Below are 15,215 nucleotides of genomic sequence, written 5' to 3' on the forward strand. Positions count from 1 at the left end.
ATTTAGACCACTCCGTTTTTCTTAAACCAAGCGAGACACTTTTCCCAACCATCTTTGGCGGGACCCTCGCGATAGCTGGCGCGATAGTCCGCATGAAAAGCATGGGGTGTATCGGGATAGACCTCAATTATGGAAGACTTGGCCGCAGGGTTTTTAGATGCCGCCTGTGCAAGCGCTGCGCGCATTTGCTCGACACTCTCCAAAGAAATACCGGTATCGGCGCCGCCATATAAACCTAGGACTGGTGCCTTTAACTCTGCTGCAATTTCTACCGGATGACGCGGATTACCTTCAGTTTTCTCACCAACCAAGCGGCCATACCAAGCAACACCTGCTTTGACCTGCGGTAAGGTTGCAGATAGCCAAGTAATGCGACCACCCCAACAAAAACCAGTTACCCCTACCCGTTTTAAATCACCCCCATTCTTGCCGGCCCATACCAAAGCGGCTTGTAAATCATTTATCACTTGAGTATCTGGAGTCTTAGCAACAATATTCGTCTGAATTTCAGCGATAGTGCCGTAAGCATTCGGATCGCCTGCGCGAGTAAAAAATTCTGGGGCAATAGCAAGATATCCTAACTTTGCAAAACGTCGCGTGACATCAGCAATGTACTCATGCACACCAAAGATCTCACTTACCACAATGATGATCGGCAAATTACCTTTGGCATTTTCTGGGCGAGAGACATAAGCAGGCAACTGAAAACTGCCTACTGAAATCATTTGCTCGCCTGCTTTGAGGCCCTTGAAATCGGTTTCAATGGCAGCGGCCATCACCGGGTCAGAGGCGGCGACAAAACCAACACCCATCCCAGCAACCCCAATGACTGAAGTCTTCATAAAATTTCTTCTGCCGTTTTGCGTTGTATCGTTCATATTGCTTGTCTCCTAGCTAATTTCTAATGCGCTTCTTCCCAATTATCGCCAATACCAATACTCACTACCAAAGGCACTTTGAGTTGGGCTACATTGCACATTAAATCGGGCAATTTTGCTTGCACTAAATCAAGCTCGTCAAAAGGCACATCCAATACCAATTCATCATGTACTTGCAAGAGTAGCTTGGTTTTCAGTTGCTCTTTCTCAAGCCAATTTTCTACTGCAATCATGGCCAACTTAATGAGGTCAGCTGCAGTTCCTTGCATTGGCGCATTAATCGCTGCACGTTCAGCGCCTTGACGACGGGGGCCATTAGAGCCTTTGATCTCGGGCAACCATAAGCGCCTACCGAAGACAGTTTCAACATAGCCATTCTCTCTCGCCTCTAAGCGAGTGTGCTCCATATACTGCGCAACACCGGGATAACGGTCAAAGTACTTGGCAATATAGTTTTGCGCTGCTGCCCGTTCAATACCTAAATTCCCCGCCAAGCCAAAGGCACTCATACCGTAAATCAGACCAAAGTTGATTACCTTGGCATAACGACGTTGCTCTGAGCTCACCTCATCTAGCGCGATACCAAAGATCTCGGCAGCAGTAGCTTGGTGTACATCCTTGCCATCCCTGAAGGCCGTCAAAAGATTCTCATCCTCAGCAATGTGCGCCATGATGCGCAACTCAATTTGGGAATAATCAGCAGACAACAATTTACAACCATCTGCTGGCACAAATGCCTCCCGAATACGACGACCCTCTTCGGTGCGCACTGGAATATTTTGCAAGTTCGGATCGCTTGACGCCAGACGTCCCGTTACTGCAGTAGCTTGAGAGAAGTTCGTATGAATACGACCCGTCTTTGGATCAGCCATGCGTGGCAACTTCTCAATATACGTTGACATTAACTTTGCCAGACTGCGGTAGTCCAAGATACGAGCAGGCAATGGATAGTCTTCCGCTAATTTCTGCAGCACTTCTTCATCGGTAGATGGCGCGCCCGATGGAGTCTTCTTAATTACTGGTAACTCTTGCTGCACAAAAAGGATTTCTGCGATTTGTTTAGGCGATTGGATATTGAATGGTTGCCCTGCCAGTTGATGAATCTCCCCTTCGAGCTCCAAGAGGCGTTTGCCCACCTGCTGACCCTGCTTAGCTAATAGCGCTGAATCAATCCGAATGCCATTACGCTCCATGATTCCAAGCACCCGCATTGCCGGCATTTCGATCTTTTCGTAGACATATAGAAGGCCTGGGCTCTCTTGTATCTGCGGCCAAAGCTCTTCATGTAAGCGCAAGGTAATATCCGCATCCTCTGCGGCATAGGCAGTGGCAATCTGAAGATCAACCTGATCAAAACCAATTTGATGAACGCCTTTGCCACAAACTTCTTCGTAACGAATGGTTTTCATGCCCAGATGGCGCTCAGCCAAGCTATCCATATTGTGCGGCATGTGTGACTCTAGTACATATGATTCCAACAAAGTATCGAATGCCACGCCACCTAGAGTAATTCCATAGTTCGCAAAAATATGCGCGTCATACTTTAAGTTTTGACCTACCTTTAAATGACTTGCACTTTCTAACCAAGGCTTTAATTTTGCAAGCACGGCATCTCGATTCAGTTGTACTTCACCATTTCGATGTGCCACTGGAATGTAACAAGCCTCACCCGGTTTCACCGATAAAGAAATACCAACCAACTCTGCAGCCAATGCATCTAGGCTAGTGGTTTCCGTATCCACCGCAGTAAGGTCTGCAGCTTCAATTTTTTTCAACCACCGATCTAAGCTGGACTCATCCGTTACGCACTCGTAATGACGCTCAATCGCATCTTGCAAATCCGTAGTATCTTGCGACAAAGCTTTAGTAGGTGCACTTGCAATTGATCTGGGTTTCTTAGCTTCACCCTCTTCAGATTCGTTGGCAATTGGCGTACCTGCCAAGTCAAATGCGCCCTCCTCGGAACCCTTATTCTCTGGGCTTGTGAGCTGTTTCTCGACATCACGCAACCAAGTCTTAAATGCATAGCGTTCGAATAGCTCTCGAAGCAAAGTGGCATCTTCAGGTTTAGCATGTAAATCATCTAAGCCTGGTAAATGCGGTGATAAATCACAATCTGTTTTTACAGTGATCAGTTGTCGTGCTTGTGGTAGCCAATCGAGAGTAGCGCGAAGATTTTCTCCAACGACACCCTTTACTTGATCAGCATTCGCCATCAAATTATCAAGATCGCCAAACTCAGCTAACCACTTATTAGCAGTTTTCGGTCCCGCTTTTGGTACGCCTGGAACGTTATCTACTGCATCACCAATAATCGATAAGTAATCAACGATACGCTCCGGTGGCACACCAAATTTTTCTATCACACCATTGATATCGAGCTTCTCATTGGTCATGGTATTAATAAGCGTGACCGATGGGTTGACCAACTGCGCTAGATCTTTATCGCCAGTCGAGATAATCGTTTCCCAACCCGCTTCAGTTGCTTGGCAAGCTAAGGTGCCAATCACATCATCAGCCTCAACTCCTGAGACCATCAGAACCGGCCACCCCAAAGCCTTGACCATCGCATGAATTGGCTCAATTTGCTTCACCAAATCTTCAGGCATTGGGGAGCGATGCGCCTTGTACTCGGAATACATTTCATCCCGGAAAGTCTTACCCTTAGCATCAAAGACGCAGGCAATATGGTCAGCCTTGAGCTCGGACCTAGCCCGTCTCATCATGTTGACCATGCCATATATAGCCCCCGTGGGGTCACCAGCCCCATTTCTGAGGTCTGGCATGGCGTGGAAGGCACGGTAGAGGTAGCTAGAGCCGTCTACCAACAAGAGTCTATGTTTAGTCATACCGCAATCGTACAATCTAGTTGTGAACTGCCTACAGGTCTGGTTAAGGAACCACCCGAGAGTAGGCCTAAAAAGGTGAAAAATGATGCATGCACTAACAAACTTAATTAGCCACACCCTGAGCCAAAGCCTAATCCTGATGAGCTTTTTGCTGACTTTTGGCCTTTTTGGAGTGGGCTCAGCACAGGCTCAGAATACCAGCCAAGCCTTAAGCCAATCAGAACTCAATCGCATCAATAACCAGCCACTCGCTCCGACCGTCAGTCCAGCAGGCGTTTTAGAGGGCCCACAAAAGCGGCAGCCGAGTTTTCAGCATAAGGAAGTCACCGGCACAGAAATCACTGAATATAAGGATGCTAACAGTCCGACTCAGGTTCAAGTTAAAACTAAATACACCACGTATGAGATGTCTCCCCCGGACTCTGTCAAACCAGGCGTTCAGTCTGGCGAAGGCAGCCTCTTGAGCGTGCCTAGTATCAGTATTCCAATTCAATAAATCTCAAGACGCATCGTTACCGCTGTATGGCCGTATTTACCCCCATTGAACTTAGTGAGATCTCATCATGGATCTCGCAAGATTTCAATATCGGAGAGGCTACTGAAATTCGTGGCATCCATGGCGGAATTGAAAACTCCAATTTTTTCCTAGATACCATCAAGGATGGCAAACAGCATGAATACGTGCTCACCATTTTTGAAAGATTGTCTGCGCAGCAATTGCCTTACTACCTTGAGTTAATGCGTCACTTGGCAAACCAAGGTATTCCCGTTCCTAAGCCGATTGAAAATAAGCAAGGTGAGATTTTGTTCTCCCTCAAAGGCAAGCCAGCGGCTATTGTGAGCAAGCTTCCTGGTCTATCCCGAATGCAGCCAGAGGCAAAACATTGCGCCTTGGTTGGCGAGATGTTGGCAAAGATGCACTTAGCAGGAAAAGACTTTTCAAAGTCACAAGAAAACCTTCGCAGCTTAGCTTGGTGGCAACAAACGATTCCTTTAGTATTGCCGCACTTAAATTCCTCGCAAAAAGATTTGCTCACCCATGAGCTCGCTACTCAGGAAACATTTTTCTCTTCAGGCAATTACGATGCCCTGCCTCAGGGCGCAAGTCACTGCGATCTGTTTCGTGATAACGTCCTATTCGACCCTCAAGGGGCTTCCGATACTAGTAACGATCGATTGGGCGGTTTCTTTGATTTTTATTTCGCTGGAACAGATAAGTGGTTGTTTGATCTTGCGGTTACTGTCAATGATTGGTGCCTCGCCGAGAACAAGCAAGATCTTGATCCAGAGCGCTTTGATGCTCTTATGAAGGCCTATCAATCTGTGCGCCCTCTGACAAAAGAAGAGCAAGCTAGCTGGCCCCTCATGGTTCGGGCAGCGGCACTACGGTTCTGGGTATCCCGTCTTTGGGATTTCTATTTGCCGCGTGATGCGCAGATGCTGACGCCTCATGACCCCACTCATTTCGAACGTATTCTGCTGAGTCGTCGCACCCTATGAAACTCAATTCAGTACCCCCAAAAGAAGGCTATACCTGGATTAAGCAAGGTATTTGGTTATTCAAACAAAACCCCTTAGGCTTTTTGATGCTGGTCTTCATGTATGTTTTTGTAGCCCAGCTAGCAGTCATTATTCCAGTAGTTGGTGTATTTGCTGTCTTACTTCTGACGCCAACTTTATCCGTTGGATTTATGACAGCCTGTCGCCAAGCCATTCAAAAGGAACGTATCCGACCGATGGTTTATCTTGTGGCATTGCAATCAGGGGTGCTCATCCGCAAACGGATGATGCAATTAGGCTTGGTTTATGCCGCCTTAATATTGCTGATGAGTTTTGCCTTAAGCCTCTTAATAGACTTTGAAACACTACTCCCAATCATGACGAGTGATAAGCCCATCACTCCAGAAGCATTACGACAAATCTACCTAGCTCTGATCTTTGGCGCCATTCTCTATATTCCAGTAGCCATGCTGATGTGGTTCTCACCAATCTTGGTGGCTTGGGCAGACATGTCTATTCCACAGGCGCTGTTTTCTAGCTGGCTAGCCTGCTGGACCAATAAAGCAGCCTTCTTTTTCTATCTCGCTATTTGGAGTGCCGTACTGATTGCAATCCCCCTAAGCATCGGCATGGTGTTTGACGCATTAGATTTTGGTCAGGCTGCTTCATTCATTGTTGCGCCCATCTCGATGGCAGGCTTAACTATCATGCATTGCTCTTTCTATGCAAGCTGGAAAGCCTGCTTTACTGAGGATGAAGTCATTCTATAAAGCGCTGAACTAGGCTCGCTGCTTAATCAATCGCAGCAAGCTTTGCAATACTGAGCTGTAACCACTTCACACCATGACGCTTGAAATTGACTTGTGCTCTTGCGTCGGCATCCACACCTTCTAAGCCAGTAATGCGCCCTTCGCCAAATTTGGTATGAAATACATTCTGGCCAATCTTGAACGGATAGTCGCCACGCGGCGGTGAAGCCAATCGCTTCACTTCCATAGAAGCAGAGCCCACTCGTTTAACCGGCCTCTGACGATCACTGCCAGAGTCAAAGAAATCATTAGACTCATAATCGCGCTGACGGGTATAGCCATCTTGCCAAGTCGAGCCTGATTTGGAGCTGCCGCCCCAACGCGCATCTTTTGCTTTGGGTGTGAGCCATTTAAGAGAATCGGATGGCAACTCTTCCAAGAAACGAGAAGGCATGTTGTAACGCACCTGACCGTGCAACATGCGTGACTGAGTGTGCGATAAATACAAACGCTCCTTGGCGCGGGTAATCGCTACGTACATCAAGCGACGCTCTTCCTCAAGGCCATTCTGTTCGTTAATGCTGTTCTCGTGAGGGAATAGCCCCTCTTCAAGACCTGTAATAAAGACTGAGGTGAATTCCAGCCCCTTGGCTGAGTGAACTGTCATCAATTGCACAGCATCTTGACCAGCCTGAGCCTGATTGTCTCCCGCCTCTAAAGAAGCATGGGATAAGAAGGCGGCTAGTGGAGAAACTTCCACCACTCCAGGCGCATTCTCACCAGGGAGCATGGCTGCAGCAGCATCTTGGCCATAACCCTCTTCTGCAATAAATGCAGTGGCAGCATTAATCAATTCTTGTAAGTTTTCTACGCGATCCTGTCCTTCGCGCTCAGATAAATAGTGCTGAATCAAGCCACTATGCTGAATCACGAACTCAACAGTTTCAGGCAAGGTGTTATGGCGTGTTGCTTCACGCATGTGGTCAACTAGGCGAATGAAACCACCTAAAGTAGCGCCCGCTTTTCCTTCGAGAGAGGATGCTGCCGTATACAAAGAACATTGCTGTGCTCTAGCCGCATCTTGTAAGGACTCAATCGATCTCGCACCAATACCGCGAGTTGGAAAATTTACCACTCGCGAGAAAGAAGTATCGTCATTTGGATTTTCCAGCAAACGCAAATAAGCGAGTGCATGCTTAATCTCGGCACGCTCGAAGAATCGCAAGCCACCATAAACACGATACGGAATAGCCGCAGAGAACAAGGCATGCTCAATGATTCGAGATTGCGCATTACTCCGATAGAGCAGCGCCACTTCCGTCCGCTTGATACCGCTATTGACCAAGGCCTTAATCTCATCGACCAGCCAAGCTGCTTCTGCATGATCGCTAGGGGCTTCATAAATACGGACTGGCTCGCCATGACCAGCATCAGTTCGTAGGTTTTTACCAAGGCGCTCAGAATTATTAGCAATGAGCTGATTTGCGGTATCCAGAATATGCCCATGCGAGCGATAGTTCTGCTCTAGCTTGACCAACAGCGGATGAAATTGCTTTTCATAAAGACGCATATTCTCAACATCGGCCCCACGGAAGGCATAAATACTTTGATCGTCATCGCCTACCGCAAATACAGAACTACTCCCCATGCCACTCACATTCACTTTGCTAGCGTCATGACCCGAAAGTAATTTAAGCCATGCATATTGCAACGCATTGGTATCTTGAAACTCATCAATCAAGATGTGACGAAAGCGTTCTTGATAGTGCGTCCGAATCGGTTCACTGTACTTCAGCAACTCATAGCTACGTAACAGTAGCTCAGCAAAATCAACCACCCCTTCACGCTGGCACTGCTCATCATAGGCGGCATAGAGTTGAGCCATCTTTGCCTGAAAGTCGTCACCCACTGATAAATCTTTGGCGCGTTGACCGCGCTCCTTAGCGTGCGCAATAAAGTATTGCAACTGCTTAGGGGGATACTTCTCATCATCCACCTTCAAACCCTTCAAAAGACGCTTGATGGCAGAGAGTTGATCCTGGGTATCCAAGATCTGAAAGGTGGACGGTAAACCAGCTTCTTTGTGGTGAGCGCGCAATAAACGGTTACATAGACCGTGAAAAGTGCCAATCCACATTCCTCGAGTATTGATGGGCAACATGGCACTTAGGCGCACCATCATCTCTTTAGCGGCTTTATTGGTAAAGGTAACAGCTAGGACGCCAATAGGAGAAACTTGGCCTGTTTGGATCAACCAGGCTATACGGGTGGTGAGCACGCGCGTCTTACCGCTCCCTGCGCCAGCCAAAATCAGGGCTGATTGGGCATGGCCATCTGGGTTAACGGGCGGGAGGGTTACTGCCTCGCGCTGTTCTGGATTGAGGTTCGCGAGCAAGTCTGAGTACATCGCCCCAATTATAATTTGCCTCTTATGCCAAATGCCTCAAATACCCCTAATTCACCAGCGGCCGGTTCAGTAGATGAACTGGCTAAATCCTATGAACCCGCCCCAATAGAGGCCTATTGGGGTCCGGAATGGGAACGCAGAGGCATTGCCGATGCCAGCATGGATGAGGGTAAAGATAACTTTTCTATTCAGCTGCCGCCACCGAATGTGACTGGCACCCTCCATATGGGTCATGCTTTTAACCAAACCATCATGGATGGCTTGGTACGTCATGCTCGTATGTCTGGCAAAAATACTTTGTGGGTGCCTGGCACTGACCACGCTGGTATTGCCACTCAAATCGTTGTTGAGCGTCAACTCGATGCACAAAAAGTGTCTCGCCATGACTTAGGTCGCGAAAAGTTCCTTGAAAAAGTATGGGAGTGGAAAGAAACTTCTGGCAATACGATTACTCGTCAGATTCGTCGCCTTGGCGCGTCGATTGATTGGGGTAAAGAATATTTCACGATGGACAGCAAGATGTCCAAGGCAGTGGTGGAAGTATTTGTCCGTCTGCATGAGCAAGGGTTGATTTATCGCGGCAAACGTCTTGTTAATTGGGACCCTGTTTTAGGCACCGCTGTTTCTGACTTAGAAGTGGTGAGCGAAGAAGAAGATGGTTCCATGTGGCACATCCACTATCCACTGGCTGATGGCTCCGGTCATTTGACTGTTGCCACCACTCGCCCTGAGACCCTATTGGGTGACGTTGCAGTGATGATTAATCCAGAAGATGAGCGCTATAAACACTTGATTGGCAAATCAGTGAATTTGCCTTTATGTGATCGACAAATTCCGATCATTGCAGATGACTATGTTGATTTGAACTTTGGCACTGGCGTAGTCAAGGTAACCCCTGCCCATGACTTTAATGACTATGCAGTAGGACAACGCCATCAACTACCGCTCATCAATATCCTGACTTTAGATGCCAAGATTAATGAGAATGCACCTGCCGCTTATCAAGGCATGGAACGCTTTGCTGCGCGCAAACAAATCGTTGCCGATTTAGATGCAGCCGGTTTATTGGAAAAAGTGCAGCCACATAAGTTGATGGTGCCTCGCGGTGACCGTACACAAACCATTATTGAACCGATGCTCACAGACCAATGGTTTGTGGCAATGTCTAAGCCTAGCCCAGACAATCAATACCAACCAGGGTCATCGATTGCAGGGGCAGCTCTTGATGCGGTGACTAAAGGTGATATCAAGCTTGTTCCAGAAAACTGGATTAACACCTACACCCAATGGTTAGCAAATATTCAAGACTGGTGCATCTCTCGTCAACTTTGGTGGGGCCATCAAATCCCAGCATGGTACGGCGATGATGGACAGATCTTTGTTGCTCGCTCTGAAGAGGAAGCCAAGACGAAAGCTGCGGCTGCGGGCTATACAGGCCAGCTCAATCGCGACCCAGATGTTCTCGATACCTGGTTTAGCTCTGCCCTTGTTCCGTTTAGCTCATTAGGCTGGCCTGATGAAACCCCTGCTTTAAATCACTTCTTGCCTTCATCAGTATTGGTAACGGGTTTTGACATCATCTTCTTCTGGGTGGCACGCATGGTCATGATGACTTGCCACTTCACCGGTAAGGTGCCATTTCATACAGTCTACGTTCATGGCTTAGTACGTGACGCTGAAGGCCAAAAGATGAGCAAGTCCAAAGGCAATACTTTGGATCCCATTGATTTGATTGATGGCATCAAGATTGAAGAGTTAGTAGGCAAGCGTACGACTAGCTTGATGAACCCCAAACAAGCTGAGAGCATCAGCAAGAAAACCAAAAAAGAATTTCCGGAAGGTATTCCAGCATTTGGTACCGATGCCTTGCGTTTTACATTTGCATCTCTTGCTTCGCTTGGTCGAAACATTAACTTTGATCAAAAGCGTTGCGAAGGCTATCGTAACTTCTGTAACAAACTGTGGAATGCCACCCGCTTTGTTCTGATGAACTGCCCTGGTAGTGATGAAGACAACGGCTTAGCGCCTTGCGACAACCAATGTGGCCCTGATGGTTATTCGGACTTTTCGCCAGCAGATAAGTGGATTGTGTCTCAACTTCAAAGAACAGAAGCCGAAGTAGCTAAGGGCTTCCAGAACTATCGTTTTGACAACATCGCAAGCAGCATCTATCAATTTGTATGGGATGAGTATTGCGATTGGTACCTAGAGCTAGCCAAGGTACAACTCCAAACGGGTACTCCTGCCCAGCAACGCGCTACTCGTCGTACTTTATTGCGCGTGCTTGAAACTATTCTACGGATGGCGCACCCACTGATTCCGTTTATCACGGAAACTTTGTGGCAAACCGTTGGGCCTAAGTCTGGCAAAGAGTTGGCAAAACAAGCCAAACAAACGATTGCCTTGCAACCGTATCCAGTCTCCCAGCCCGAGAAGATTGATGAGCAAAGCGAAGCTTGGGTGGACCAAGTAAAAGCGATTGTGGATGCGTGCAGAAACTTGCGTGGCGAAATGCAGGTGCCTCCAGGCCAAAAAGTACCACTCTGGATTTACGGACCAGAAGCATTCTTACAAAAAGCGACTCCCTACTTGCTCGCATTAGCCAAGCTGGCCGAAGTAAAAATCTATAGCGATGAATCTGCCCTCGAGAAAGATGCTCCTGGTGCGCCGATTGCATTGGTTGGCGATATCAAGCTCTTGCTCAAGATCGAGGTTGATGTGGCAGCAGAGCGTATTCGCCTTGGCAAGGAAATTGAGCGCTTAGCCAATGAAATCACTAAAGCCCGCAGCAAACTGGGCAACGAAAGCTTTGTAGCAAGGGCCCCAGCCGAGGTTGTAGCCCAAGAGAAACAACGCCTTGCTGGTTTTGAGCAAAATCATGAGAAGCTTGTTGCACAATTAGAGCGTCTTAAATAAAGATTGGACATCCAATGCCATTGAATACTAAAGCCGTAACTAAAGCAGTCTTTCCTGTTGCCGGCCTAGGCACTCGCTTTTTGCCTGCCACCAAGGCAAGCCCTAAAGAGATGCTCAATGTAGTCGACAAGCCATTGATTCAGTATGCGGTTGAGGAAGCCATTGCAGCTGGCATCACTGAGATGATTTTTGTAACCGGTCGTAGTAAGCGCGCAATTGAAGATCACTTTGATAAAGCCTACGAACTTGAAGCTGAACTTGAGGCAAAAAATAAACAAGCTCTTTTAGAAATTGTGCGCAGCGTTAAACCAAGCCACGTAGATTGTGTGTATGTTCGCCAACCAGAAGCATTGGGTTTAGGTCATGCCGTACTCTGTGCAGAAAAATTAGTACGTGATGAGCCCTTTGCCATCATCTTGGCGGATGACTTATTGGATGGCCAGCCTCCAGTACTCAAGCAGATGCTAGAGGTGTTTCATGAGCAGAATGGCTCTGTTATTGCTGTCGAAAAAATTGATCCTGCCAAGAGTAGCTCCTACGGAATCGTAGCGGGAGCAGAAGTAGCCAAAGGCATCTATCGCCTCAATGGCATTGTAGAAAAACCACAACCTAAAGATGCACCATCTAACTTGGCAGTGGTGGGGCGCTATGTACTGTCCTCGGATATTTTCAAACATATTCGTAATCTGAAGCCTGGTGCTGGTGGTGAAATTCAACTCACCGATGCGATTGCTACCTTACTCAAAGAAGAGCCTGTATTTGCATATGAATATGATGGTGTGCGTTATGACTGCGGTAGTAAGCTTGGCTACCTCAAGGCTTCTGTGGAATTTGCCCTGCGACATCCAGAAGTATCTGCGGACTTTGCCGCTTATCTGAAGAGTCGCTCACTCACCTAAGCTGCTGTTGTGCAGAATGCAAAAAAGGCAGGGATTTCCTGCCTTTTCTTTGGATTAAAACTTCTTCAGTTTTGTCTTTGCTTATCTTCTCTTTAAGAAGAACACTAAGACATCGCCTTCAGTTGCGCTCCCTATGAGCTCATTACCGGTTTGCTTTGCAAATGCGGGAAAGTCTCTTGCAGCACCAGAATCTGTCGCTTTAATTTTGAGGACCTCACCAGATTGCATAGTCGCTAAGGCCTTTTTAGTACGCAAAATCGGCAATGGACAGTTCATGCCAATCGCATCTACCTCTGCATCAAAAGCAATATTCACTTCGCTCATTTGCTTGCGACCCAATCTTTAACAGCAGCCAAGGCTTCGCCCAACTTACTTGGGTCATTACCGCCAGCCATCGCCATCTCTGGCTTACCGCCACCCTTGCCGCCTACCTGCTGGGCAACAAAGTTCACCAGATCACCTGCCTTCACTTTTCCAATTGAATCTGCAGTCACGCCAGCAATCAAGCTGACCTTATCGCCCTGCACAGATGCCAAGACAATCGCTGCCGTTTTAAGTTTTGCCTTGAGTGCATCCATGGTCTCACGCAATACACCAGCATCAGCGCCATCAAGACGGGCTGCCAATACTTTGATTCCATTGACATCCATTGCTTGACCTGCCAACTCATCGCCTTGACTTGCAGCCAACTTAGAATTTACTTTTTCTAACTCACGTTCAGCTTGGCGCAAGCTATCTTGAAGCTGTGCAACACGATTCACTAAATCACCGGGGTGAGTTTTGAGGATCGCTGCCGCTTCATTAATTTTGTCTTCGAGCCCTTGTAAGAACTGCAGTGCATTATTGCCGGTAACTGCCTCAATACGACGGATGCCAGCAGCTACGCCGCCCTCAGAAACAATCTTGAGGCTACCGATATCCCCAGTGCGAGAGACGTGAGTGCCACCGCAAAGCTCCTTGGAGGTACCGATTTCGAGAACGCGCACCTCATCGCCGTACTTCTCACCAAAGAGCATCATGGCGCCAGTCTTCTGAGCATCATCTAAGGACATCACTTTTCCAGAGGTGGCGGTATTTGCCAAAATCTCTGCATTCACAATATCTTCAACGCGACGAATCTGTTCGGCAGTAATGGGCGCGTTATGAGTAAAGTCAAAACGAGTTTTAGTGGCATCTACCAAAGAACCCTTTTGCTGCACATGATCACCCAGGACTTCACGCAAGGCTTTATGCAAGATATGCGTAGCGCTGTGGTTACGCATCGTGTCTGTTCTTTGCTGAATATCTACCAGGGCATTGAGAGAGTCGCCGACCTTGAGTTCACCTTCATGCACCTCGCCTTGATGGCCAAATACATCAGCCTGAATCTTAAAGGTGTCATCCACTGAGAAACGCACTGTTTCATTGCGCAACTCACCTTTATCGCCGACTTGACCTCCAGATTCCGCATAAAACGGAGTGTTATCCAATACGATTACCGCTGCATCGCCAGCTTTCACTGAAGGGACTTCAGAGCCATCCACATACAGAGCGGTGACTTTGGCGCCCTCATGCTTGAGCGTATCGTAGCCATGGAACTGCGTAGGCTTGCCCTTGTAATCCAAGCCTTGAGCTACCTTGAACTTACCAGCCGCCCTTGCTTGATCTCGCTGCTTTTGCATAGCAACTTCAAAGCCTTCAGCATCTACTGTCACACCACGCTCACGACAAACGTCTGCAGTTAAATCTAACGGGAAGCCAAATGTGTCGTGCAAGCGGAATGCTGTTTCACCATCCACTACTTTTGCACCACCAGCTAAAGCACCGTCCAAAATTTCCATGCCATTGGCAATCGTTTGGAAGAACCGCTCTTCTTCTTGCTTGAGGACTTCGCTGACCTTATCTTGTGCTGCGCGTAACTCGGGATATGCCTCACCCATCTCTTTGACAAGAGCTGGTACCAATTGATAGAAGAATGGTTTGCGGGCGCCTAATTTATAACCATGGCGAATCGCGCGACGAGCAATACGACGTAATACATAACCGCGCCCAGCATTACCTGGGATCACGCCATCGACAACAATGAAACTGCAAGCACGAATATGGTCTGCGATTACCTTCAGCGAAGGGCTGGCTGCATCACAATTTTCTCCGCCAGCAGCATCTACAGCATCCTTCGAAGCCTTCAGGAGATTGACGAAGAGGTCGATTTCATAATTGGAGTGAACATGTTGCAACACTGCAGCAATGCGCTCAAGACCCATACCAGTATCGACACTAGGTTTTGGCAATGGGTGCATTACACCAGCCTCATCCCGATTAAATTGCATGAAGACGTTGTTCCAAATTTCAATGAAACGATCGCCATCTTCATCTGGGCTACCAGGAGGACCGCCGGGAATGTGCTCACCGTGATCGTAGAAAATTTCAGTACACGGACCGCAAGGGCCGGTATCACCCATCATCCAAAAGTTGTCTGAAGCGTAACGTGCGCCTTTGTTATCGCCAATACGAATAATGCGCTCTACAGGCACCCCAATTTGGTCCTTCCAAATGCCATATGCCTCATCGTCTTCTGCGTAGACGGTTACCAATAGTTTTTCTTTAGGAAGCTTGAATACCTCAGTTAATAAATCCCAAGCAAATTGAATGGCATCCTTCTTGAAATAATCCCCAAAGGAAAAGTTCCCCAGCATCTCAAAGAAGGTGTGATGACGTGCGGTGTAACCGACGTTATCTAAGTCATTGTGCTTTCCACCGGCGCGGATGCATTTTTGGGCGGTGGTGGCTCGGCTGTAAGAACGCTTATCGAAGCCCAAAAACACGTCCTTGAACTGGTTCATACCCGCATTGGTAAAGAGCAAGGTTGGATCGTCTCCAGGCACCACTGGGCTAGAGGGGACGATTTGGTGGCCTTTTTGGGCAAAGAAATCCAGGTAAGCCTGGCGAATTTGGGAGACTTTCATGGCAATAATTATCGCATTGGCACCTGTCTAGGGCAAACCCTAGACAAGACCCCCCTCCCTTGCCTTACAATC

At 47.8% G+C, this 15,215-nt stretch carries 10 protein-coding genes; 5 read left to right on the forward strand and 5 right to left on the reverse strand.

The window, feature by feature from the left end; genetic code table 11:
* Positions 1 to 2 precede the first annotated feature (2 nt).
* Both FD961_RS07610 and polA read right to left on the reverse strand, forming a co-directional pair.
* Positions 3 to 878 (reverse strand): dienelactone hydrolase family protein, encoded by an 876-nt coding sequence (locus tag FD961_RS07610; protein ID WP_215393338.1) that lies wholly within the window; start codon positions 876 to 878, stop codon positions 3 to 5.
* A gap of 23 nt (positions 879 to 901) precedes the next feature.
* Positions 902 to 3,727, reverse strand: coding sequence for a DNA polymerase I (gene polA / locus FD961_RS07615; RefSeq protein ID WP_215393339.1), 2,826 nt, complete (start codon positions 3,725 to 3,727; stop codon positions 902 to 904).
* A gap of 139 nt (positions 3,728 to 3,866) precedes the next feature.
* Here polA and FD961_RS07620 point away from each other — a divergent pair, with 139 nt between their 5' ends.
* From FD961_RS07620 to FD961_RS07630, 3 genes are read left to right on the forward strand one after another with little or no spacing between them, the layout of a single operon-like run.
* A complete protein-coding gene (locus tag FD961_RS07620) occupies positions 3,867 to 4,223 on the forward strand; it encodes a hypothetical protein (RefSeq protein ID WP_251371253.1) in 357 nt (118 codons plus the stop codon).
* A gap of 26 nt (positions 4,224 to 4,249) precedes the next feature.
* The gene (locus tag FD961_RS07625; protein ID WP_215393341.1) at positions 4,250 to 5,227 is read left to right on the forward strand and encodes a homoserine kinase; all 978 of its coding nucleotides are present in this window, start codon (positions 4,250 to 4,252) and stop codon (positions 5,225 to 5,227) included.
* A complete protein-coding gene (locus FD961_RS07630) occupies positions 5,224 to 5,997 on the forward strand; it encodes a BPSS1780 family membrane protein (RefSeq protein ID WP_215393342.1) in 774 nt (257 codons plus the stop codon). The genes FD961_RS07625 and FD961_RS07630 overlap by 4 nt, the downstream gene beginning before the upstream one ends.
* A 22-nt stretch (positions 5,998 to 6,019) precedes the next feature.
* On the opposite strand, the gene FD961_RS07635 is transcribed toward FD961_RS07630, so the two are convergent.
* Positions 6,020 to 8,383 (reverse strand): UvrD-helicase domain-containing protein, encoded by a 2,364-nt coding sequence (locus tag FD961_RS07635; RefSeq protein ID WP_215393343.1) that lies wholly within the window; start codon positions 8,381 to 8,383, stop codon positions 6,020 to 6,022.
* A 24-nt stretch (positions 8,384 to 8,407) separates the two neighbouring features.
* On the opposite strand from FD961_RS07635, the gene FD961_RS07640 reads away from it, so the two are divergent.
* Together FD961_RS07640 and galU are read left to right on the forward strand one after the other, a co-directional pair.
* Positions 8,408 to 11,299: a valine--tRNA ligase gene (locus tag FD961_RS07640; protein ID WP_215393344.1), complete on the forward strand. Its 2,892-nt coding sequence runs from the start codon at positions 8,408 to 8,410 to the stop codon at positions 11,297 to 11,299.
* Between the two features lie 14 nt (positions 11,300 to 11,313).
* Positions 11,314 to 12,198, forward strand: a complete 885-nt coding sequence (galU, locus tag FD961_RS07645) for a UTP--glucose-1-phosphate uridylyltransferase GalU (RefSeq protein ID WP_071466028.1) — start codon at positions 11,314 to 11,316, stop codon at positions 12,196 to 12,198.
* Positions 12,199 to 12,279: 81 nt separating this feature from the next.
* Here the strand turns inward: galU and FD961_RS07650 are convergent, their stop codons facing one another.
* Positions 12,280 to 12,507 (reverse strand): sulfurtransferase TusA family protein, encoded by a 228-nt coding sequence (locus FD961_RS07650; protein WP_071466366.1) that lies wholly within the window; start codon positions 12,505 to 12,507, stop codon positions 12,280 to 12,282.
* Positions 12,508 to 12,518: 11 nt separating this feature from the next.
* Positions 12,519 to 15,143, reverse strand: a complete 2,625-nt coding sequence (gene alaS, locus FD961_RS07655) for an alanine--tRNA ligase (RefSeq protein WP_215393345.1) — start codon at positions 15,141 to 15,143, stop codon at positions 12,519 to 12,521.
* Between the last annotated feature and the right edge of the window lie 72 nt (positions 15,144 to 15,215).

Origin of the sequence: Polynucleobacter sp. TSB-Sco08W16 (genome assembly GCF_018687455.1) — a bacterium.
In the GTDB taxonomy this organism is placed as follows: domain Bacteria; phylum Pseudomonadota; class Gammaproteobacteria; order Burkholderiales; family Burkholderiaceae; genus Polynucleobacter.

What these genes read in the sequence shown, in the direction of transcription:
- FD961_RS07620 (WP_251371253.1), top strand. Translation starts at nt 3,867, where the DNA reads ATGAGCTTTTTGCTGACTTTTGGCCTTTTTGGAGTGGGCTCAGCACAG.
- galU (WP_071466028.1), top strand. Translation starts at nt 11,314, where the DNA reads ATGCCATTGAATACTAAAGCCGTAACTAAAGCAGTCTTTCCTGTTGCC.
- alaS (WP_215393345.1), bottom strand. Translation starts at nt 15,143, where the DNA reads ATGAAAGTCTCCCAAATTCGCCAGGCTTACCTGGATTTCTTTGCCCAA.
- polA (WP_215393339.1), bottom strand. Translation starts at nt 3,727, where the DNA reads ATGACTAAACATAGACTCTTGTTGGTAGACGGCTCTAGCTACCTCTAC.
- FD961_RS07625 (WP_215393341.1), top strand. Translation starts at nt 4,250, where the DNA reads ATGGCCGTATTTACCCCCATTGAACTTAGTGAGATCTCATCATGGATC.
- FD961_RS07630 (WP_215393342.1), top strand. Translation starts at nt 5,224, where the DNA reads ATGAAACTCAATTCAGTACCCCCAAAAGAAGGCTATACCTGGATTAAG.
- FD961_RS07610 (WP_215393338.1), bottom strand. Translation starts at nt 878, where the DNA reads ATGAACGATACAACGCAAAACGGCAGAAGAAATTTTATGAAGACTTCA.
- FD961_RS07635 (WP_215393343.1), bottom strand. Translation starts at nt 8,383, where the DNA reads ATGTACTCAGACTTGCTCGCGAACCTCAATCCAGAACAGCGCGAGGCA.
- FD961_RS07640 (WP_215393344.1), top strand. Translation starts at nt 8,408, where the DNA reads ATGCCAAATGCCTCAAATACCCCTAATTCACCAGCGGCCGGTTCAGTA.